This window comes from Bacteroidia bacterium (assembly GCA_033391075.1).
GTDB lineage: Bacteria > Bacteroidota > Bacteroidia > J057 > J057 > JAWPMV01.
Map to the genome: position 1 here is coordinate 7,881,152 of JAWPMV010000001.1, position 22,782 is coordinate 7,903,933.

16 protein-coding genes are annotated in these 22,782 nt (G+C 43.0%); 11 read left to right on the forward strand and 5 right to left on the reverse strand.

The window, feature by feature from the left end; all coding sequences use genetic code 11:
• Positions 1 to 62: 62 nt before the first annotated feature.
• Together R8P61_31335 and R8P61_31340 are read right to left on the reverse strand one after the other, a co-directional pair.
• Positions 63 to 3,440, reverse strand: coding sequence for a M56 family metallopeptidase (locus R8P61_31335; protein MDW3651616.1), 3,378 nt, complete (start codon positions 3,438 to 3,440; stop codon positions 63 to 65).
• Positions 3,437 to 3,823, reverse strand: a complete 387-nt coding sequence (locus R8P61_31340) for a BlaI/MecI/CopY family transcriptional regulator (protein MDW3651617.1) — start codon at positions 3,821 to 3,823, stop codon at positions 3,437 to 3,439. The genes R8P61_31335 and R8P61_31340 overlap by 4 nt, the downstream gene beginning before the upstream one ends.
• A 339-nt stretch (positions 3,824 to 4,162) precedes the next feature.
• On the opposite strand from R8P61_31340, the gene R8P61_31345 reads away from it, so the two are divergent.
• The 3 genes from R8P61_31345 to R8P61_31355 all read left to right on the forward strand — a co-directional run bounded on the left by R8P61_31345 (position 4,163) and on the right by R8P61_31355 (position 6,403).
• Positions 4,163 to 5,044: a permease-like cell division protein FtsX gene (locus R8P61_31345; protein ID MDW3651618.1), complete on the forward strand. Its 882-nt coding sequence runs from the start codon at positions 4,163 to 4,165 to the stop codon at positions 5,042 to 5,044.
• Positions 5,037 to 5,441, forward strand: coding sequence for a DUF3098 domain-containing protein (locus tag R8P61_31350; GenBank protein MDW3651619.1), 405 nt, complete (start codon positions 5,037 to 5,039; stop codon positions 5,439 to 5,441). Before R8P61_31345 ends, R8P61_31350 begins: the two co-directional genes overlap by 8 nt.
• A gap of 152 nt (positions 5,442 to 5,593) precedes the next feature.
• A complete protein-coding gene (locus tag R8P61_31355) occupies positions 5,594 to 6,403 on the forward strand; it encodes an undecaprenyl-diphosphate phosphatase (protein ID MDW3651620.1) in 810 nt (269 codons plus the stop codon).
• Here R8P61_31355 and R8P61_31360 read toward each other — a convergent pair.
• Positions 6,400 to 7,587 carry an aspartate aminotransferase family protein gene (locus R8P61_31360; protein ID MDW3651621.1) on the reverse strand — a complete coding sequence of 396 codons (1,188 nt, stop codon included), beginning with the start codon at positions 7,585 to 7,587 and terminating at the stop codon, positions 6,400 to 6,402. The two genes, R8P61_31355 and R8P61_31360, sit on opposite strands and share 4 nt — an antisense overlap.
• A 146-nt stretch (positions 7,588 to 7,733) precedes the next feature.
• On the opposite strand from R8P61_31360, the gene R8P61_31365 reads away from it, so the two are divergent.
• The 8 genes from R8P61_31365 to secA all read left to right on the forward strand — a co-directional run bounded on the left by R8P61_31365 (position 7,734) and on the right by secA (position 18,946).
• Positions 7,734 to 8,294: an RNA polymerase sigma factor gene (locus R8P61_31365; GenBank protein ID MDW3651622.1), complete on the forward strand. Its 561-nt coding sequence runs from the start codon at positions 7,734 to 7,736 to the stop codon at positions 8,292 to 8,294.
• A gap of 12 nt (positions 8,295 to 8,306) precedes the next feature.
• Positions 8,307 to 8,885, forward strand: a complete 579-nt coding sequence (locus R8P61_31370; GenBank protein MDW3651623.1) for a hypothetical protein — start codon at positions 8,307 to 8,309, stop codon at positions 8,883 to 8,885.
• A 149-nt stretch (positions 8,886 to 9,034) separates the two neighbouring features.
• Positions 9,035 to 9,757 carry a head GIN domain-containing protein gene (locus R8P61_31375; GenBank protein ID MDW3651624.1) on the forward strand — a complete coding sequence of 241 codons (723 nt, stop codon included), beginning with the start codon at positions 9,035 to 9,037 and terminating at the stop codon, positions 9,755 to 9,757.
• Between the two features lie 830 nt (positions 9,758 to 10,587).
• Positions 10,588 to 12,996 carry a histidine kinase gene (locus R8P61_31380; GenBank protein ID MDW3651625.1) on the forward strand — a complete coding sequence of 803 codons (2,409 nt, stop codon included), beginning with the start codon at positions 10,588 to 10,590 and terminating at the stop codon, positions 12,994 to 12,996.
• A 170-nt stretch (positions 12,997 to 13,166) separates the two neighbouring features.
• Complete coding sequence (locus R8P61_31385) at positions 13,167 to 13,934, forward strand: LytTR family DNA-binding domain-containing protein (GenBank protein MDW3651626.1); 768 nt, start codon at positions 13,167 to 13,169, stop codon at positions 13,932 to 13,934.
• A gap of 70 nt (positions 13,935 to 14,004) precedes the next feature.
• Positions 14,005 to 14,679, forward strand: a complete 675-nt coding sequence (rsmI, locus tag R8P61_31390; protein MDW3651627.1) for a 16S rRNA (cytidine(1402)-2'-O)-methyltransferase — start codon at positions 14,005 to 14,007, stop codon at positions 14,677 to 14,679.
• A 96-nt stretch (positions 14,680 to 14,775) separates the two neighbouring features.
• Complete coding sequence (locus R8P61_31395) at positions 14,776 to 15,612, forward strand: inositol monophosphatase family protein (GenBank protein MDW3651628.1); 837 nt, start codon at positions 14,776 to 14,778, stop codon at positions 15,610 to 15,612.
• Positions 15,613 to 15,658: 46 nt separating this feature from the next.
• Complete coding sequence (gene secA / locus R8P61_31400; GenBank protein ID MDW3651629.1) at positions 15,659 to 18,946, forward strand: preprotein translocase subunit SecA; 3,288 nt, start codon at positions 15,659 to 15,661, stop codon at positions 18,944 to 18,946.
• 272 nt (positions 18,947 to 19,218) lie between these two features.
• Here secA and R8P61_31405 read toward each other — a convergent pair whose 3' ends face one another.
• Both R8P61_31405 and R8P61_31410 read right to left on the reverse strand, forming a co-directional pair.
• Positions 19,219 to 19,533 carry a BPTI/Kunitz domain-containing protein gene (locus R8P61_31405; GenBank protein MDW3651630.1) on the reverse strand — a complete coding sequence of 105 codons (315 nt, stop codon included), beginning with the start codon at positions 19,531 to 19,533 and terminating at the stop codon, positions 19,219 to 19,221.
• A gap of 76 nt (positions 19,534 to 19,609) precedes the next feature.
• On the reverse strand, positions 19,610 to 22,702 hold the full coding sequence (locus R8P61_31410) for a proprotein convertase P-domain-containing protein (GenBank protein MDW3651631.1): 3,093 nt from the start codon (positions 22,700 to 22,702) through the stop codon (positions 19,610 to 19,612).
• Positions 22,703 to 22,782 lie beyond the last annotated feature (80 nt).

The window sequence follows — 22,782 nt, forward strand, 5'->3', positions numbered from 1 at the left end:
CTTAAAAAAAAAGAGGAAGTCATAAGCTTGACTTCCTCTTTTTGCATAACACGCATGTCTCATTATCTCTCCAGAACCAATCGCTGACTGGCTACAATTCCTTCTGCGGTTTCCAATTGGGCGATATAGATACCATTGGGAATTTTGTTAGCCTTCCAAATGATTTTCTGAGGGCCCGCTTCAAGGATGGCTGCAGGAACTTTATGGATTAATTTTCCTTGTAAATCACGGATGCTGAACTTGACTTCTGTACGGATATTCAGTTCAAAGTCGATATTGAAGGTCTCGGAAGAAGGGTTAGGGGAAACCTTCATTTCTAAAGCCGTAGCAGGTTCAATCTTGAATTTTGTACTCAATTTCTTTGCTATGACCGGACTTGTTTTCCTATTGGTTCGCAAATGGATGATGTCCTTGCTTTCCGTATTTCCACTAAAATCCCTGGCTGCCTCATCTTTTAAAAGATCTATAGTGGCAATAACTTTAGGATCCAGTTGCTGTAGAGACTCCATACTGATTTCTTCCCCATCCAGCCAAATCTCTGGCTTGGTTTCCAGGCCTTCGATTTTTAGGGCAATAGGATTCTTTTCTTCGGCTTTCTGGTAATATTCTTCTTCGTATTCCTCCGAAAGAATCTGCACCGTTTTATACTCCTTTCCATTCAATTCTTCTCCATTACAAATAACAATCCCTCCAATTTTGTCCAGATTCCTTTCTTTTACTTCCTGCGCAATTACGGCGAAGATTTGTCCTTTTCGATACCCCAGAGGTTTGCCATCAAAGAAATAATAATTCTCTGGTCCCTTTGAAAAAAGAGACGCATCTGGATTTACTCCTAAGGACCCTCCTTCTATACTCATCGGTCCCTTTTTTCCGTCAAATGAGATATTACCTTTTATTTCAATTATTCCATCTTCAGACCTCTTTTTTGTGATATTGGGCCTTTCTTTAATCTCTGAAGGATCTTTAAGCCTGACTTCTATTACTTCTACAGATTTTATCTTAAACCTTCTTTCAGCATCCTCGGGATTTAGTTTTATAGCTGTAACTGAGCGGGTATCTATGCCTCTTCTTTTGCAAACTTCCATGATCCCTTCTTTGATATTACCAGGAATAAATCCAACATTCCCTCCTTCATAGATATACATGCGATGTTTTTCATTTCCTTCTGCCTCAAATTTCTGGGCCAGGTATTCCCAGCTAAAAAGCGCATACACATGAAAATCTTTGATTAGCTCTGATTGCTTCATGGGGGGAGGAGGAGGAAGTTGCTCTTCTAGAAAAAATTTTTCAAGATCTCGATTTCCCGTGGTGAAAACCGTAATTTTCCCCAGATCATCATGACTGTTGAAGTGTCCCTCCTTGATCAGAATTTTTGGAATAGTGTTTAAATCTGCTTCGTAGAATCCCAGACTTTTTCCATCCAAATAGACCAGAACGGGTTTTTGAATATTTTCAATGAGTGCTGGTGGACCTGCTTTTACTCCTACTGAAAGGGTCTTTCCATTTTCATCTCGCAACAAATGGTACTGACAGGGAACGCTGCTTGTTGCAACATTGCCATTTTCATTAATCTTGATTTCCAGCAGTTTTCCGTTGTCATCCGTGATGTAGCTTTCGAGCTCTATGTTTGTATTGAGCTGAGAAAGCCAGTCGTCAATAGCTTCTTTTGAGGTCCACGGATAAATATTGAGTTTGTGCATGCTAATTTCATCCGTCCAAAAAGCCTGACCATAGGCATCTGAAATCGCAATTTTGGGTGCCTGACCATTTTCTTTTTTAATGATGATTTCCAGATCTTTAAAATTTCTGAACCCCATTTTGCCGTATTTTCCCTCATGCTCAGAAATTTGAAAAAACTCTGTAATAGTCCCTGCTTCATTTCTGGAAGTAAAAATACGCTTGCCGGTAAGTTCCCGAATATTTTTATTGATTTCGCTTACTTGAAATGGACTGCTGCTGGGTTTAAGACGAAATTCGGCAATGATGGATTCCTGTATTACTTCCTGCCCTTCTGCTGGCGTGTTGGTTTCCCCCAGGGGAGGTCCGACCACTTCTTCTGTGATAGCTTCCAAAGCAAAGGTTTCCATTACGGCTTCTTCCTTCCCTTTACTGGTAAAGCCGAGTTGAAGGGGATTCGTTTGGGAAATATCTATTTGAAATATAAGGGCAGCGAAATTTTCGGCCTTGTATCCTTTTTTTAGTTGTGTTTCCGGATTGAAATAGGAAAGGCTGATCATTTGAAAATTGCCTTCTTCATCCAGCTTAGTATCCAAAACTTCAAGATCAATCCCATATTCTATTTGCATTTCTCTTACAAACAAATCGAGGTCTTCAAGTGAAGCATCTGAAGTGAACATAATGAGTTCTCCCTCTGGAAGTGTTTCCTCGATGTGAGTTTGCGTAAATTCCTGAGATTGAGTATAGGCATAATATCCGCTTCCCAGGATAGCCATGCTTAATAGTAAGGCAGCTGAAAAGCTCTTCCAGAGAGAAGGTCCGGAAGGTGAAGGGGCAAAAAGTCTATGGATACGGGCGGTAAAAGAACCGCTTTTTCCTTTGGCTTGCATAGTCAAAAAATGTTGAGGTGAATGACGAAATAATTGCAGTCGGGTCAGGGCCTCAGCATAGGTAAATGCATCCCCCATGGCCGCTACTGCCATGTCATCACAGCACAGTTCCCGTTCCTTGCGGATCTCGCGAGAGAGCCACCAGACAGCGGGATGATAAAAGAACAGGATCTCAATCAAAGATTGGATCAGATTGAAGAGAAAATCAGCTCTTCGGATGTGGGCAAATTCATGTGCAAGAATAGCTTCAACCTGCTCGGGACTCAATCCTGAAAGCATGCCTACCGGAATCAGGACGAGCGGTTTAAAATGACCGAGAGTTAAGGGTTGAGTTACCAATTCGGATTCCATCAACTGCCAGACACGTTTCAGGCCCAGTTTTCTTGCGATGGTATCCGCACGTTTTTGCCATTCATCGTCGAGGGGAGTGATAGCTGTATGCCGCAATCGATGGACATACCAAAGTCCTCCGCTAAAACGAATGCCCATAATGACTGCTCCCAATATCCACAGCAGGGAGAGCCAGGGGGCTATAGTATCAAAGAAATCCGTCCAGCTTTCCGAGGCTTCTATCGAAATCAAGGCAGCTGGAATATCATCTAGAGTTGGGAGGCTGATCGCCTCTAAGCCAGCCGAAACAGGCAAGGAACTCTCTACCAGTTCGGGGAGTAATTGCCAGAAAGTAATCATGGAGCAAAGGAGGAGCGTGAATATAGCCCCTATTGCAGCCAGGTATCTTTTCTGAGCGCTCGATCTTTTGAGGAATTGCCGGCAGATAGCCCATGCAATAGCGATCAAACTCGCTTGCCAAAGGCTATGAATTAAGGTCCAACCTAAGGCCTGCATCCATGTGTATTCTGTGAGGTAATTCATGATTGACTGTCGTTCTTTTTAGCTTCTAACCATTGCTGTAGTTGTGCCAATTCTTCTTCTGAAGGTTTGCTGTCGCCCAGGGCATGCATAACCAGATCCATGGCTGAACCTTTAAATACATTCTCCTTGAACTGATTGAACAGCCTTTTTCGGATCTTGCTTTCTTTTACCAGGGCTTTGAATTCATGGGATTTGCCCTGTTGACTGACCGCCTCGATCAAGCCTTTCTCTGTCATCCTTTGCATTTGCTTGAGGATAGTCGTGTAACCCACTTCCTTTTTCTCACTCATTACTTCATGTACAAAGCGAACGGTTGAAGGTTCGTGCTCCCAAAGGATTTGAAGAATCTCTAGTTGGGCTTCGGAAGGTTGATGATCGGCCATAATCTGTTTTTAAAATGGGAAGGAAAGGAGAGCTAGCTTCTCCACCTTCCCGTGCTGTGATAATACAAGTATAAACGACAGATGTCGTAATTCCAAATATTTTTACGACAATTGTCGTATATGTAATTATTTTTCTCTTTTCCTCCTTTATTCGCAGACAGATATTTGAACCTTTCTGTATATAAGGTGTATGAGGGGGAAAGCGGCACAGAATTCGTGGGGTTAAGCCTAAAGATGGAATAAGCTATATTTTGTCTCTTTTATTTCATCTGGAAGTACAATTTTCCCTGCACATTCTTTTATCTTTGTTCCATGGCCCAATTTGACCAGAAAAATTCTATGCAGAATTACCTTCGGCGAAAGTCGAGGGGATCCTACATTACCACTACCCTTAGCATAGCACTGGTACTATTCATTCTAGGAGTATTTGCTTCCATCGCTATTTTCGGAAACAGTTTTGCCCGGCAGGCGCAGGATTCTGTGGTTTTGAAAATAGAAATGATGGATGGGATAAAATCTTCTCGTCTGGATGAGTTTGAAATGTTGCTGAAGCGCAAAGATTTTGTCCAATCCTATAAATACGTGAGCAAAGATGAAGCCTTGGAAGGCTGGATGCTAAAGACCCAGGACAAAGTGGAAGCATTGGGAGGAACCAATCCTTTTCCCGCAACCTTTGATGTAAAACTCCAGCCAGAATATATAGCTACAGACAGCCTGGATAAAATACGGGAAGAAATGATCGCGGATAATCTGGTTGCAGAGGTCCACTATCCGATGGAGCGGATTTTTAAAATGAACCAAAATATCAAAACCCTGACCTGGATATTTCTGGGAGTGGGGGTATTGATGATAGCAGTTGTTTTTTATTTGATCTTCGGCACGATACGTCTTTCTATCTATGCACAAAGATTGGCGATCCGGACGATGCAATTAATAGGAGCTTCTGATGGCTTTATCAGAAAGCCTTTCCTCTTGAAGGGCTTGGCACAGGGGCTGGCTTCGGCTTCCATTGCCGGGGTCTTGATTTCTTTATCTTACCAGTTTTTGCGCTGGTTTTTGCAAGGGATGATCCCTCAGGAGGGCCCTTTGTTCAGTCAGGGCTTTATTGGATTATTAGGAGGAATTATGTTATTTGGGCTCCTGTTGGGTTTCTCAGGTAGCTACTTTGCTGTGAATAGATATATGAACAGAAACCTGGATGAATTGATGTTATATGGCTAAGAAATACAAGCCCGTACCGAAGAAAAAATCTACGAAGGGCAAAAAAAATACAAAGGTAGCTGAGACCACAAAAAAGGTATCAGAAAGCAGCCCCAAAAAGGTTGTGAGTACAAGCAGTACGCAAAGCCCACCTAAAAGCAGGAGGACTCGTAGCAGAAAAGCTACAGAAGAAGTGCTCCCTTTTGGAAGGATGAATTACATTCTCCTTTTGATCGGCATTGGTATTATTGGCCTCGGATTCTTCCTGCTCTCCCTGGACGATTTCGTTGATGCGACGGAATTTTCGGTATCTCTGTATGTAGCACCAGTTGTGATCGTTGGAGGATTTATTGAGATTATTTATGCAATTATGTATAAAGATAAATCTCAAACCTCTCCTGCTACCACTGAAGCATAATTTCTGGTAATTTACTCAATCTCGTAAGAGATATCGCAAGAGCTTTTGTTTATTGCCGCCTGTCTGAAAAAGCCACCTTTATAAAGGCCTTTTACAATCTAGCGTTCTTGTTTATTTACCAACAATAGATATTTGTTTCTCTCCATCATCAAATGAGCCTGATTGAATCGATAATCCTGGGAATTATCCAGGGTCTTACAGAATTCTTGCCTGTCAGTAGTAGCGGACATCTCGAACTCGGAAAAGTTATCCTCGGAGTACAATTTGAAGAAAATGCCGTTTTGTATTCAGCTGTAGTACATGCTGCTACCGCCTTAAGTACGATAGTCGTTTACTACAAAGACATTCTCGCAATTATTCAGGATCTGTTTGATTTCACCTGGAATGATTCCACCAAATTTGTAGTTATGGTGCTGGTATCTATGATTCCGGTAGGCCTGGTGTATGTATTTCTAGGAGACTATTTAGACGAACTTTTTTCAGGTAAAATCATGCTGGTAGGCTTTATGTTGCTCATCACAGCAGGCCTGCTTTACGCCTCTTCCCGTTTGGTATCCAAACCGGGAGAACTTACGATAGGCAAAGCATTTACAGTAGGGCTTGCCCAGGCATTTGCCCTGCTTCCCGGAGTATCTCGTTCCGGTTCTACCATTTCTGCCGCTTTGATGCTCGGCATCAAACGGGAGTCAGCAGCCCGCTTTTCTTTCCTGATGGTCATCCCCGTTATTCTGGGTGGAACTATGTTGGAACTTAAAGAATACTTTGAAGCGGAAGCTGCCGGTCATATTGTTGAAGTGGGGAGCGATGCCCTGATTGCAGGATTTCTTGCTGCATTTATTTCAGGACTGATTGCCTGTACCTGGATGATCAAGCTAGTGAAAAATGCCAAGCTGGATTATTTCGCTATCTACTGTGTAATCGTAGGTCTGATTGCCATTACTTACGACCTGGGCATCTTTTAATTTTTGACCACTGTATCTATAGCCTGCAGCAGTATGTCGCAGGCTTCCCTAAGTTCTTCTTCACTAATCGTGAGGGGAGGACAGATGCGCAGTCCATTATCGATGTTGAGGAAACCTATGCTGAGCAAGCCTTGTTTAAGCGCTTCCTTTCGAATGGCTTCACTTTCCTCAAAATCCTTAAAAATTACAGCATACATCAGACCGCTTCCCCTAAGCATTTGAATGGCCGGATGCTGTAGCTTCTCCTTAATGATTTTTTCTAGTGCCGGTATCCTGTCCAGGAGCTTATCCTGCCTGATCTTTTCAAACAGGGCTATTCCCGCAGCACAACTCAAGGGATGGCCGCCATAAGTAGTAAGGTGGCCCAGCACGGGATTGTGTTGGAAGACGGACATGATTTTTTTGCTACTGATAAAGGCACCTAGCGGTAAACCTCCGCCCAATGCTTTTGCCAAAACCAAAATATCGGGCTTGAAATCGAAAAGCTGATGGGCAAACATTTTTCCCGTTCTCCCCAGACCGGTCTGAATTTCATCCAGAATTAATAAGGCACCTACTTGTTCGCATCTTGCTTTGAGTGCCTGGAAGTATCCTGCTTTCGGCAAAATTATCCCGCCCGCACCTTGTATCGCTTCTACAATGACACAGGCAGTTTGTTCATTGATTTTTTTGAACTCTTCTTCCTCATTAAAATGAATGAAACTCACTTCCGGCAATAAAGGCCCATATCCTTTTTTCTTCTTCTCTGCCCCCGTAACACTCATCGCTCCATGGGTGCTCCCGTGATAGGCATTGTGAAAGGAAATGATTTGACTCCGACTCGTATACTTTTTAGCCAATTTCAAAGCCCCTTCAATGACCTCTGCACCTGAGTTTCCAAAATAAACGCAATCAAGTCCTTCCCCCAATTCTTCGGCCAGCATCCCTGCATAACGAGATTGGGGTTCCATGATCACTTCCCCATATACCATAGGATGCAAATAGGCCTTTGATTGCTCTTCTATGGCCTGCAGGATTTCCGGGGCCCCATGTCCAACATTGCTCACACAGATTCCACTGGTAATATCTATCCATTTTTTCTCATTCGGTCCATAGAGAAAAATTCCTTTGGCATATTGAACTTCTATTCCTATGCTTTCCGGGGAGGTTTGAGCGACATGCCGGTAAAATAGCTCCTCATTCATGTTCCAAATTTAGACAAAAGGCAGCATCTCTATTCTGAATTTTTTCCTATTTTGCCTCTTTAGAAAAAAAATCAAAAAATCTTTAGACATGTTCCAACCATCTTCAATGTCGGAAGTCTATTTAAATGAAAGTCATTAACAGTTAGTTGAGCACACTAGACGTACATATTCATGCGGAGCTGGTAGAAGCTTGCAAAAAAGGAGATAGACTGGCACAGTTTAGGCTGTACAAGCTCTATTCTAAAGCAATGTATAATATCTGCACGCGCATTTTGGGAGATCCAGATGCAGCAGAAGATGCCTTGCAAGAAGCATTTATCAGCGCATTTAGAAAGCTCCATACCTTCGAGGGTAGAGCGACATTTGGAGCCTGGCTGAAGAGAATTGTGGTAAACAAATGCCTCAGTATCGTCAGCAGGAATAAAATGTTTACAGAAAGCCTCGATGAAAATATGGAGGTGGTTGAAGAAGTCGAAGACACGGGGAGTGTTTTGGAATCTGAATTAAACGATAAAGCCGTTTATGAAGCGATTAAAAAACTGCCCAATGGATGTCGGGTTATATTTACACTGTATCAATTGGAGGGCTATGACCACCAGGAGATCGCGAATATACTCGGAGTTTCAGTCTCTACTTCCAAGTCGCAATATCATCGAGCGAAAAAACTGCTGAAGGAACAGTTGCAAGAACTTGTCATGCGACACTAACAAAAAGATTTTATGTGGAATGTAATTGAAAAATATATCAAAGAGAATCGGGAGGCCATAGACAGAGATGAGCCTCGTGAGGAGCTCTGGGACCAAATCGCGGCACAGTTGCCGTCGAAGGCACCGTCCCAGGAGCAGGAGCCAGGAGATGTTGCTAAGGTAAAGCCCCTTTCCATTATGATGATCCTGAGGACGGCCGTTGCTGTGCTGATCCTGGGAGCAATTGGAACGGGTTTGTATAACAATTTCGTAGCTGAAAAGCACCTGGAGCTAAAGTCTCTCCAAAGTAGCTTGCTGGATCATAAACAAGTAGATACTTATCCGGATCTGAGAAAGATAGATTCATCTTTCGTTGCAGAAGCCAATCAGCTTCTCAGGGTCATAAATGGATATGATCTGGAACATTATACTTTTGTCAAGCCATTTAGAGAGGAATTGGATGAGCTGGATCGCCTGCACAATATGCAGAAGGATCGATTGGAAAAAGAAGGTCTGAGTAGTGAACTCAAAACTCAGATCAATAATACGTATCACGAAAAACTACTCTTGCTTGAAAAGCTGCTGAGAGCACTCAATGCAGAAGAAAGGTAGAGCAAAGAGAACGTAACATAAAAGATCACGTTTAAAAGAGGGAAGCATGCAACCTATGCTTCCCTTTTTGCTTCTGTTCTTTATAGGAAAAGCCTGTCCCAAAGGCTCTTCGATTTAATTACTACTTAATTAACTCACATACTTTACACATGAAATTAATTCAAACGATCGTCTTGTCTCTGATCTGTATGTTCATGTTTAGCGGTCATGTACACGCGCAGAAAAAGAAAGCTATTAAAGGCAATGGTAACATTGTTAAAGAAAACCGTAACCTCTCCTCTTTTAGCGGAGTTCAGGTAGGAGGTGCTTTTGACGTAGAAATACACAAAGGTAGTGCTCACCAGGCCAGTATAGAAGCTGACGAAAATGTGATGGAACGCATCAAAATGGAAGTCAAAAATGACATTCTTCGTATCAAGATGGATGGATGGGTTCGCAAAGTCAATAAGTTGAAAGTAGTTCTAGTCATGGATGACCTGGAGTACCTTTCTGCTTCCGGAGCTGCTGATGTGGAAGTGGTAGATGACTTTTCTTCCAAGGAGTTTGATCTGCATGCAAGCGGTGCTGCAGATATTTCTCTCAGTGTAAATACAGACAATCTGAAAATAAGCATGTCAGGTTCCTGTGATATTGACCTGGAAGGGAAAGCAGATGATGTACAAATCAGCATGAGTGGAGCTTGTGATCTTGATGCGGATGATATGAAAGCCCGCTCTATCGATATTCAATCCTCCGGTTCCAGTAGTGCAAATGTATACGCATCTGATAGGCTGGTTGCTTCTGCCTCAGGAGCTAGTGATATTAACTGTGAGGGAAATCCTTCCAAAACACAGGTTAAATCATCTGGTGCTGCAGATATAGATGTAAACTGATCTATAAAAGAAATCAAGAAAAGGGCCGGCTTATTAGTCGGCCCTTTTTTTATATCCAGAAACGGTTTTTGCGTCCAATTATCTGCTTGGCATATTATTTGCTCATAATTGGAACAGAGGATCTGACTCATATTACTATACCTGTCAATCCCAATCTTACCATTCTGAAAAAAACGCTTCAGCTTTGTCCAAAGCATGAGGATTTGTTTATTTTATTTCTTACCCTTTATATTTTTAATTACTGGTAATATTAATATTGAATATTGATGTTATTCACATTTTAAATGCATTTGAGTCGGTTTTGCGCTCGCAGATTAAAATTAAAACTTACCTTTTTAAAAACAGTAATTAAAAAACAGTTCACGCAAAGAAAATAACCGTTCGCGCTAAATATCAAGCCGTTCATGCTCTATAAACTCACAGATCGGCCCGAAAGTGCTAATATTGTATTGAAAGGGCGATAATCCTGGATTACAAGAGCAAGGGCTAGGGTTGATTCATCCCACAGTGGATTTGAGTCCCCTAGTTTTTTTTTGGCCTATTTTTGATAAGGAGGCTAAATTTTATGAAAAGGTCGCAGCTTCGATATCAAAAGAAGTTGCGATCTTTTCTTTTGTATAATATGGATTTATCTCTTTTTACCTGCTCCGGGTAAAATTTTATCCAAAAAATTCGTTCTTATATATGAATTAATCTCGATGAATAATGCTTTTGCAGTTTCACCGAATTATGCTAGATTCATTTGCTATAAAACACATGACCCAGTTCGGCCACATTGAAGAACAAAAACCTGTCCTGGGTCACGTACCTATCCATACAAGATTACAGAGATGACGCGACAAAGCTGGGCATGGTATACGATCCTGGGTATTTTCTACATTGGCCTCGTTTGGATGGTCTATGGCTTTTATACTAAAAGTCAGGAAATACGTGCCACCAATGTGGTAGAGGGATTGAATGCCGATTTTGAGGGGAATGACTGGATCACCTGGGAAGATACCCGCAAAGGGGTAGTCGTCAAAAGAATACATCCTCTTTATAAAGGACAGGCCAGTTTTAAAGAATCCAAAGATCAAATCAAAATAGGGGACAGGCTGAGGAAAATCGGGGCCAAGGAAATTTTTAATGCCAGTGTTGCAGATAAAATAGCTGCTGAAAATCCTCCTCCTAAACCAGAAGCCTTTTACCTGGTCCGAACTGATCCTACTCTCTATGAGGAGAATATTTCCATTTTGATGGAAAAAGGCTTTCGCCTGGCTTTCTCTTTTAATGAGATCGGGACCTATTGGTATTTGCTGGGTTGGCTGCTGGGAATAGGTTCTTTTGTGGGCATCATTATGCTCGCCATTCTTTTTCCCTTATTCCGAAGCAATATTAAAGACAATGTTCCGATGGTGGGCTTGGTAGGCAGTGCCTTCATTTTCTTTATGCTTCAAATGATGAGGCACCTGTATTTGGTGATTGAAAATGATCTCTCTTCCACGGGATTTGAAAAACTCTTTGTTCTGCTTTATCCCTTACTGACTTTTATGTATGTGGGCTTCTATTTCCACTTTAAAATCAGTACCCGCAATTCTCTATTTAGTATCCCGACCGTAATCGTTGCGGGCTATCTTATTTATGAAATTTTCAAGATCGTATATATTGAGCAACAGCTCAAGCATTTCCATGACCTCATCGAACAATATGTAGTCATATTCTTTTTGCTACATACCCTGGCAGCAGTTGCTATGTTTCTGCTGGAGAATTGGAGGACAAGAAGTTTGCGCAGTTTCCTCGGTTTAGGCATCATCGGCCTGATCTCGGCTTTGGGACTTGCCTATTATGGTATGCTTGACTATACCAGCGTAAACTGGTTCTATAAAGAACATGCCTTTTTTATCTATTGTCTGCTGCTCTTTTTCCCGCTCGTAAATGCGACTTTTCTGCAACTACAATTTGGTAAAGTCAGCCTGGTAGTTACCCAAAGTATCCAGTACCTGGTTTCTATCATCATGATCCTGGTTCTTTACCTGGTCATTACGCAATTGTATAATTATGTTCATACAGGTATCCAATACCGGCAGATACTTGAATTTGCGACCCTGGTGTTTGTTGTGGTGATTCTTCGCCTGCTTTACCTGGCCAATGAGAATAAATTCAGAAAATATTTTGTTACGCCTCAGCAGGAAAGATTACGCAAGTTCAAAACCTTCATCGCCCGCATCCCACAGTACACCAATTCGGAATTACTAAGGAAGGATTTGATTGAAGAGATGGTGGACTATTTCAATGCGGAAACGGTTCATCTCTGGTGGAATGTAGATCAGCCGGAAAGTGCCGCAGAACAACGATACCATGTCAAGCAGGAAAACATATACAGAGAGTTGATGAATAATAATACGGTTTGGTCCAAAACCAAAGAGATTGCGACCTTCCGTTTGAGTAGCGAATTGGAAAAGTCTGTCCTGGACTCTTCTTATACCCTGATCTGTCCCATCACCATCGATCTGGATACCTATGCCCTTTTGATGTTGGGGCGAAAGAAACGAGGCGTATATAACCTGACGGATTTGGAGCTGATTTCTCAATTGATCCAGCAGACCCAGTTAACTCTGAATGTGCTGCAAATGGTTGTGAGAGAAAAGTCTCTGATTCAGCAGACCTATGAGGCGAACCTGACGGCTCTGCGTTCGCAGATCAATCCACACTTCTTATTCAATACCCTCAATTCTATCGGAGAACTGGTACATGAATCAGCAGATCTGGCGGAAGAAGCTTTGGAAAAGCTGGCTTATATTTTCCGCTATACCCTCAACAAATCCAGTGAGAACTTTGTGAGCCTCTCTGATGAGATGAGTTTGATTCGAACCTATCTGGATTTGGAAAAGGTTAGATTTGGGGAAAGGTTGAACGTACACCTCTCTGTAAGTCCTGAAGTAAAAGATGTGCCTGTTCCTTCTTTCATAATCTCTACTTTGGTTGAGAATTGTATCAAGCACGGGATCTCCAAAATACTGCATAAAGGTCTGGTCTCCGTTGAGGCAAGTAGGGAAGACAACTACCTGGTAGTAGAGGTTGTAGATAATGGACCTGGTATAGATCTTTCACGCATTTATAAAAGTCATGGACTTTCAAATAGCATTGCGCGTTTGGAAAATATATATGAGCTAAAGAACCTCCTGTACTTCGAAAACACCGGTGAAGGGACCTATGTGCGGCTGAAAATTCCGCTTGTAGATCTCCCTCAACTGAAGTAACTTGGTTTCAGGCACGAGTTTTGAAGGGCTCTTTTTAATCTACCCGTTCTTTCCCCAAAATTTTCACGCTCCTATTGTAATATTTGTGTTAATTCCGGATTTAAGATTTCTATTTAAAAGATTTCTTTGCCTCATGCGTTACTTATAGGAATAACTATTATACTTTTCATATGTCAAAATTTCGAGTACTGATCGCTGACGACGAACTTCCTGCACGTAATAAGATGAAGCGCTTGTTGAAAAAGATCAATGAGGTAGAACTGGTACATGTTGCAGAGAACGGGTTTGATGCACTGGAGCATATCCACTCCTTGAAGCCTGATCTGGTATTTCTGGATATTGAAATGCCCGGAATGAATGGCCTGGAGGTAGCTGAAAATATTGAGATGGACGAAATGCCCTCAGTAGTTTTTGCTACAGCTTACAGTGAACATGCGATCAAAGCTTTCGAGCTAAATGCTCAAGATTACCTGCTCAAACCATTTAATGAAGATAGATTAAGGTCAGCCATAGATAAGGTGGCCAGTAACAAATCCGGAACCGTACTCGATAAGAAGAAGATTGCACAGATCCTTAAATCAGAACTGGCTGAGGACATCAAGACTCCTTTCGCCAATAAAGTTCCGATTCCAACCAGAGACCGTTACAAATTGGTAGATTACTCTGAAGTGGTATGTATAGAAGTAGAAGAAAGAAGTGTACGTCTCTTTACCAAAGAAAAATCTTATCTCCTCAATCATACCCTGGATACCTTTGAGCGTAAATTGCCCGGAGATCAATTCTTCCGCATCAACCGCTCCTGTATCATCGGACTGAAACATGTAAAGGAGATTGTTATATGGTTTGGAAACCGCTTCAAGATCATTCTAAGTAATGATAAAGAAGTGATTTCCAGTCGTGAGAAATCAAAGATCCTCAAGCAAGTCCTCAAGTTTTAGGAAAAACGCTTGTAAAAAGACAAATTGCCCGGGAATTTCGATTCTCGGGCAATTTTGCTTTAACAATCCTATGGCACGCATAAGCCTTGTACCTACTCCCGTCGGAAACCTCGAAGATATGAGTTTTCGGGCCGTTCGCATCCTTCGGGAGGCCGACCTCATTGCTGCTGAGGATACCCGTACCTCCGGAATACTCCTCAAGCATTATGAGATAGATACGCCCAAACTTTCTCTGCATCAGCACAATGAGCATAGCAAAGTTCCGCAATTGCTGGACCGGCTGGAAGCAGAAGATCTGCATCTGGCTTTAATCAGCGATGCAGGTACGCCCGGCATTTCCGATCCGGGTTTCCTCCTGGTTAGAGAAGCTGTCGCAAGAGGAATAACCGTAGAAACCCTGCCCGGACCTACAGCTTTTGTTCCCGCTTTGGTAAGTAGCGGGATTCCCTGTGATCGCTTTGTCTTTGAAGGATTTCTCCCGGTAAAGAAGGGACGTCAAACCCGCTTCAAATCATTGGAAGAGGAGAGCCGGACCATGGTCTTTTACGAATCTCCACACAGAATAGAAAAAACGATCCGACAAATGGCCGAATATTTTGGGGAAGAAAGACAGGCATGCATATCGAGAGAAATCAGCAAACTGCATGAAGAACATTTGAGGGGAAGCCTGGCCGAATTAGCCGAAATTTTATCGAAAAGAAGCCTGAAAGGAGAGATCGTAATTGTCCTTGCAGGGAAGTCCTGATACTGCCATATTGACGTGCCTTATGAAATTAAGGCTGGATTTCCAGCCTTGGAACAGATTTCGCATCTTTACAGCAAAATTCCCGAAAATACATCAATGGAATCTATAGATCTAAGCAAAATCGACCTTGAACTTCAGGCGCTTCTAAGGAAAACCGGTAAGTATGTGGTAGATGAATTCAAGCATTTTACTTACAAAGAAGTTAAGTTTAAAGGCGATAATGACCCTTTTACCTATGTAGACGTAACTACGGAGGAGATTGTGAAGAAGGGTTGTGCGGCTTTGATTCCCGGTTCAGGTTTTATCACGGAGGAAACAGCTGCTGAAGAAGGGGAAAATGGATATACCTGGATCATAGACCCCATAGATGGAACTGCCAATTTTACACATGGCATTCCACACTTTTGCATCAGTGTTGCCCTGACATATGAAGGGGAAATTGTCATGGGACATATATATCATCCTGTGCTTGATCAGATGTATGTAGCTATCAAAGGGAAAGGATTTAAGCTGGATGGAGAAATTCAACAGGTAAGTCAAAGAAAAGAGTTAAAAGAAGGCGTATTGGGAACAGGTTTCCCTTATGCTCACCATTCATGGGTGCCAGATTATCTCGGCCTGGTTGCTGACCTTCATCAGGCCTCTCATGGCTTCAGAAGATTTGGTAGCGCGGCTTTGGATTTGGCTTATGTGGCATGCGGGAGACTGGATGGCTACTTTGAATTTCAACTCAATGCATGGGATATCGCTGCAGGAGCTTTGATGGTTGAGGAAGCGGGAGGAAAAATTACTGATTTTGGAGGAGGAGCCGGCTATTTAAATAAGCGGGGAACCATAGCCAGCAATACATACGTACATGAGGATATTCAAAAGGCGATAGCCGCCCGCGGATTTGCCGACAGATTTAAAGAATTAGAAGAGACAAAGAGCTAGTTTAGCAGAACTCCTCTTTGTAAATTGTATCTATATTTCAATAAACATGAAAAGTTTTATTCAGAAGCTTTTTCCCTCGAAAAAAGATAAGGATGTGAAGGCTCTTGAGCCTTACGTAGATAGTGTCGCCGAGGAGTATGAAAAGCTATACAACATTTCCGATGATGAACTTCGTGGAAAAACCCGGGAGTTTCAGGATCGGATCAATGAATACACAGCAGAAATAAGAGATGAGATCAAGGAGCTGGAAAAAGAAGCTGCCGAGATAGAGGAAATCACTGCGAAAGATGAGATTTTCAATCAGGTAGATGAACTCAATAAAGAGCTCTATACCCAAATAGATGAAGTCCTCGAAGAATTGATTCCCGAAGCCTTTGCAGTTGTAAAGGAAACTGCAAGAAGACTTTCAGAGAATGGACAACTCAAGGTTGAGGCAAATGAATATGACAAAGAGCTTGCACAAGACAAGCCCCATATAGTCATAGAAGGAGATCAGGCCATCTGGAAAAATTCCTGGCTGGCTGCTGATGCCGAGATCAACTGGAACATGGTTCACTATGATGTGCAGTTGATGGGGGGAGCCGTACTACATTCTGGTAAAATTGCGGAGATGGCTACCGGGGAAGGTAAAACCCTGGTTGCAACCCTGCCTGTTTACCTCAATGCAATTACAGGCCTGGGAGTCCATGTAGTAACGGTAAACAACTACCTGGCAAGAAGGGATGCCCAGTGGAATGCGCCGATCTTTCAATTCCATGGATTGAGGGTAGATTGTATTGACCAGCATCAGCCCAATTCCGACGAAAGAAGGAAAGCCTATAAAGCTGACATTACCTATGGAACCAATAATGAATTTGGTTTCGACTATCTCCGGGACAATATGACTACGCACCCGGAGTTTTTGGTTCAGGGAAAACATTTCTATGCGATTATAGATGAGATTGACTCTGTACTCATCGATGAGGCACGTACTCCTTTGATTATCTCAGGACCAGTACCTAGAGGTGATCAGCACGAATACAATGAACTCAAGCCGCGTATCGAACGCCTGGTTCGCGAGCAGAAAAAACTTGTCAACAAATACCTGGCTGATGCCAAAAAGAAAATTGAAGAAGGAGATTCTGGTTCTGAAGAAGGAAACGGAGGACTGGATTTATTCAGAGCCTACCGGGGACTTCCCAAAAACAATCCCCTCATCAAGTTTTTGAGTGAACCCGGCTCCAGAGCTATCCTCAATAAAGTTGAAGGCTTTTACATGCAGGACAATTCCAAGCATATGCATGTAGCCGATGATCCGCTTTACTTCACCATTGATGAGAAGAACAACCAGATCGAAATGACCGATCGTGGACGTGAGCTCATCGCTAATGCAGGAGAAGATTCGAATCTATTCGTTCTGCCGGATATTGGAGTTTCATTTGTAGAGATTGATAATGACGAAAGCCTTTCAGATGATGAAAAGCTGAAGAAGAAAGATGAAGTAGCCAGAGATTATGGCGAAAAATCTGAAAGATTGCATGCAATCAATCAACTTCTGAAAGCCTATACCCTCTTTGAAAATGATGTAGAATATATCGTTCAGGACGGTAAGGTAAATATCGTAGATGAACAGACGGGACGTGTGCTTCCCGGTCGTCGTTACTCAGATGGATTGCACCAGGCGATTGAGGCGAAGGAAAATGTGAAAGTTGAAGCTGCAACCCAAACCTTTGCAACGGTTACCTTGCAAAACTATTTCCGGATGTATCACAAACTCGCCGGGATGACAGGTACTGCAGAAACGGAGGAAGCAGAATTTTTCGAGATATATAAACTGGATGTAACGGTTATTCCTACCAACAGACCCATTGCACGGGATGATAGGGATGATTTGGTATATAAAACCAAGCGCGAGAAATTCAATGCGGTAATAGAAGAAGTTCAGATTCTTCAGGAGAAAGGAATTCCAGTCCTGGTAGGTACAACTTCTGTAGAGGTTTCAGAATTGCTGAGTCGTATGCTCAAGCGGGCTCGTATTCCTCACAATGTATTGAACGCCAAGCAGCACCAGCGAGAAGCTGAGGTAGTAGCTGAAGCCGGTAAGCCCGGAGCTATTACGATTGCTACCAACATGGCAGGACGTGGTACTGATATCAAATTGGGAGAAGGGGTAAAGGAAAGAGGCGGACTCGCAATCATTGGTACGGAGCGACATGAATCCAGAAGAATTGACCGTCAGTTGAGAGGTCGTGCAGGACGTCAGGGAGATCCCGGACAGTCTCAATTCTATGTATCTCTGGAAGATGATCTCATGCGCCTCTTTGGTTCAGAAAGAATCTCCAAGATTATGGACCGCATGGGGCTGAAAGAAGGAGAGGTGATCCAACATAGCATGATTTCTCGTTCGATCTCCAATGCACAGAAGAAAGTAGAAGAAAACAACTTCGCCATGCGTAAGCGTTTGCTTGAGTATGACGATGTGATGAATAATCAGCGTGAGGTGATCTACCGCCGCAGAAGGAATGCCCTTTATGGTGATCGGATCAAGATTGACCTCGACAACATGCTCTACGATTTCTGTGGCGCCCTGATCAATTCTCGTTTGGATATGACGGATGCAGAAGGATTGAGAATGGATACCATTCGCTATCTATCTGTAGATCCTGAGATCACAGAAGTTGAATTGAATGATAATACGGAGGATCAACTCACAGAAAAAGTTTACGAAAAAGCTCAGGCATATTATAAGCGCAAATCAGCAGTCCTGGCTGATACCTTGCATAAAGGAATTGCCCGAATCAAAAAGGATAATCCTCAGATTGAGCAAATCCTGATTCCTTTCTCGGATGGGAGCAAGCAACTGCGTATCGTTGTTCCGGTTGACAAAGCACTTGAAACAGAAGGGAAAGCAGTAGTGGATGAATTGGAGAAAGTAGCGACACTCTCCATTATTGATGATAAGTGGAAGCACCACCTCAGAGATATGGATGAGCTTCGTACTTCCGTTCAGAACGCTGTTTATGAGCAAAAAGATCCATTGCTTGTCTATAAATTTGAATCTTTCCAGCTCTTCCAGCAGATGCTGACAGAGGTAAATCGTCAGGTTCTTTCCTTGCTATTCAAAGCCGATCTTCATGTTGGAGAGCAGCAGCAAAAGCAAAAAGCTGAGCCTCGTCGCGATGACTTCAGTAATCTAAATACCAAGCATGACTCTGCCCTTAATGAGAAAAAACGGCAGATGGAAGCTGAAAGAAAAGTGATGGCAGCAGCCGGAGGAGGAGAGCGTCAGCCGCAGCGAAAACTCAGTAGAGCAGAAAGACGCGCACAGGAACGTAAGGCAAAAAAGAAGAAATAATTCTCTTACGAAATAGAGCGGTTAAGCCTTTCAATTTGACCGTTCATGCAAAAAGGGGCCGAATCAAGCGATTCGGCCCTTATCTTTATGTCAACAGGTTAAAGTAAAGAATGAGCAAGGGTTAGGGTTGACTCATCCGCAAGGATTTGAGTCCCCTAATTTTTTTATGCCTATAGCTAAGGTATATGTGTTCTGGAGCGCCCCTGTTCTCGTGTTCTTGAAAAACTACATGAAAACAAGAATACCAGAACACAAGAACACAAGAACACGTCTTACTCTTTAATCTCTCCCTGATCCTCCATACAGATTTTACAATCCTTCAGCGTTTCAAAAGGAACTACGCCATCGCAACCTCCCCAGCTAAAGGATTCACATTTTTTGGTTTTAGGACTATAGTAATATCGGGTAAAGGCAGCTTTGCAACGACCGGGATCCGGACTGAGTAAACAACGAGATTTTGCTGATTCTACGATTCCGCTTTCTGTTGAGGCTGCTCCCTCAGGCTTTTCGGTGATTTTCTTTTTGCAAGCAGTAAAGGAAAGGAAAATAAATCCCAGTATGATGGGATAAGTAGTAAATAGTTTCATCTTGCTTTCTTAAATGTAAAAAAGGGCTGAGCAAAGCTTAGTTTTGCCCAGCCTTTTCTAGTGTGATGTTTCTTCGTTAGGGAGTCCTAACCAGTTTCTTGTTCCAGCTTTCAGTAGCTGATTGGAGATTGAGGAGATAAACCCCTTCACCGAGTTCGCTAAGATTAAGTTCTTTTTCTATAAGTCCTCTTTGCCAGCTGCCGCTGAAAATAAGTTTACCTTCCAGACTGTAGAGACTGTACTTTAAGTCTTCCATAGCTGGACTTGGAAGCTGTATTTTGATCTGGCCCTGATTGGGGTTTGGGAATAGATTAATAACTCCTCCCAGTTCATCTTCCAGACCGGTTTGAAAGTCAGTGCCAAAGGAACGAACTTCATTCGCCGCCTCTCCACATTCATTTATTCCTACCACTCTCCAGAAATAATTGGTTCCATATGCCAGGTCCGGTGTGGTCCAGCTCGTATCCGTAGTTACCTGAGAGTTGAGGATATTGGTGAATGCATTGTCGGAGGCAATTTCTACCCGATAGGAATTGGCATTGTCGACCGCATTCCAGATGAGAGTTGGATTGATACTTCTTCCTCCAATCTGATCATCCGGAGAAACCAGGCTGATATTGGGTACATCTTCAACATGCACTATGATATTTTGACTTCTGTTGTCAAAGCCATTAGCTGCTACAATTTCAACCGTATAATCTCCAGCCGCATTGAAACCAAACAGACGACCATTGGCCGTTGAATTGGCTGTACCTGAACTGGGATCAAAACTTGCAGCGGCTCCCAGTGGGAGATTATTAGCTGTGAGGCTGATAGGAGCTCCCTGGAAGGAGTTTCCGAGCGTCAAGCTAAAGTCAACGGTATCTCCCGCACAGATTTCTACTTCTTCTGTACTTATTGCAAAAGAGCTTCCTGTTACGGTGCAAATCTCCAGGGTCCACTGGTCCAGGCTTCCCCCATCTCCATTTGCATTATCTTCTACTTCCAGGGTCCAGAGTCCATTGATGGATTCTCCTACGAAAGCCGATAGGCTTTCCTGAGGTTGGAAGGTTCCGGAGATAGCAGGAGATGTCGTATTGCAGATACCTTCCAAAACGGAATAAGAATTAAAAGCATCATCATCAAAGCTTAGCAAGAGATTGCCTTCATCACAAAAAGGTTCTGCATAAACCGTTACGGAAGTCCCCGCGGGCGAAATCAAGCGAATGATTAGGTCTCCCACCCAGGTATGGGTGATGCCCAGGTTGCTGATTTTTATTCCACTGACTGTGCCATTATCCTGAACCAATTGAGCAGAATTTACCGTACTGGTTCCATTCGGGCTGATCGTAATTCCGAGATTACTTACTGTATAGGGATCACAAAAGAGAGCGCCTGTAGTAAAACTGAAGGTACTTGACCAGGCACTCTCTCCACATGGATTCGTGCTTCTGACTCGCCAGTAATAAGTAATTTCTTCCTGAAGGACACCGCTGGAAATCTGGTAACTATTCGCGCTCAGATTGCTGCCACTCGAAAGGATATTGAGGAAGTTACTATCGCTACTTACCTGCACCTCATACTCCATGCCTGCCTGATTTACCCATTCAAGACTAGCTACTGTAGATACATTGGTCGCATCGTCAGCAGGAGAGCTGGGGCTAGTCGCCACCGGACTTACATTGGTCGCGTTGATTGTCAATGGGGTAGTGGAGTTTTCAACACCATCTGTTGCATTGATGTCAAAATTCACAGTCCCATTGTATCCCATCGGTACCTGAACACTGAGACTGGTAGTTCCTCCAGCTACTATAGGGTTTTGGCTAAAGGTTCCACTAAATCCAGCAGGTAACCCACTTAAGCTTAAGCTGACATTTCCAGTGAATCCCTGTCCCGCTTCCAGACTGAAAACTACTTCAGCAGGCGAACAAGTGCTTGCAACTGAAGGGCTAGCCAGAATCGCATTGGCACAATTTCTCCCATCAAGAACTTCAACTCCGCTGCCTGTTGGGTCCAGCCAGTCACTGAGTCGAGTACTTGAGCTTCCTGCTCCGGTCCATGATCTTCTCATCCAGCCGAAAGAATCGTATTGGCTATTATTACAGGCAGCCAGTCCTCCGAAAAGCTGACCGATTACTTTTCCATTTTTATCAAATAAGGGAGCACCTGAAGAACCTCCTTCGGTGGTCCCCATATCCCAATCAGAAACAACAATGTAATTAGAATTGGGATCGGAATTTCCACCTTGGGTACCTATAAAGGTGTTGTCATATTCAAAACTGATTCTCTTCTCGTCTGTATTTGGGTGATGGACACAAACTACGGAGTCTGTACTAAAGCTGGTAGAGATGTCCCATCCTGCGAAATAAGCATTAGCTGCAGGATTGATCGGATCATCTAATTCCACAAGTGCAAAGTCTGATCCTGACCATCCGGCTCTGTAGATTGCTCCGGAATTTGAAGTTGTCAGGGTTCCATTACCATTTCCCCCACTAGGACCACTACCCGGAGTACGGCATGTACTATTTTGGAAGTTCCAGTAAACAACCATGGATGGGGCATTTCCTGCAGTTACTCCACAGTGATCAGCCGTCATGAAAAAAGGACGACAATCCTGGGCAGTATTGTTCACCAGGAAACCCGTACAAAAAGTACTTCCATTAAACCCATAGACCCCTACGGATTGAATGATGTCTCTATATCGGTCGATGATTCCAAGTCCATCTGCTGCCCCACAGATGACATCTATATTGCACGAACCTGAAAGCAGAGTCGAGAATCCCAAAAAGTCATGATTGATAGAATTGAGGGTCAGTTGAAGATTACTTTTCTGTGCTTGAGGTATTTGAACCTCTATAACCAATTCCTCTCCCTTTAAAACCGGTGTCCAAAGCTGGGCATGGTCTTCATTATCTGATGGGGTAAAAGGTCCCAAAATCTCTTTCTTATCGGGAGTATAAAGAATCATGCTTCCTCCTTTGGGCATTTGATAGGAAGTAAATCCCAGATTGAGGGATTTTGCACCCGCAGAAGAAATGCGCATCCTCCAAAGGCTATTTCCATTAGGAAGAACTTCCCAATTTCCGTGAGTGGAAGGCTTGATATTGCTATAAACAGTCTTGGCGAATTTAGGGGCACGTCCGGGAGCTCTTCTTTCCATCTCCTCTTGCATAAGAGCTTTGTTATCCATCACTGGTAAGCTATGGAGCTGTACCTTGCTGAGTGGAAATTTCGCTTTCGCTATTCGAGGATCATTTTGACTAAAGAGCG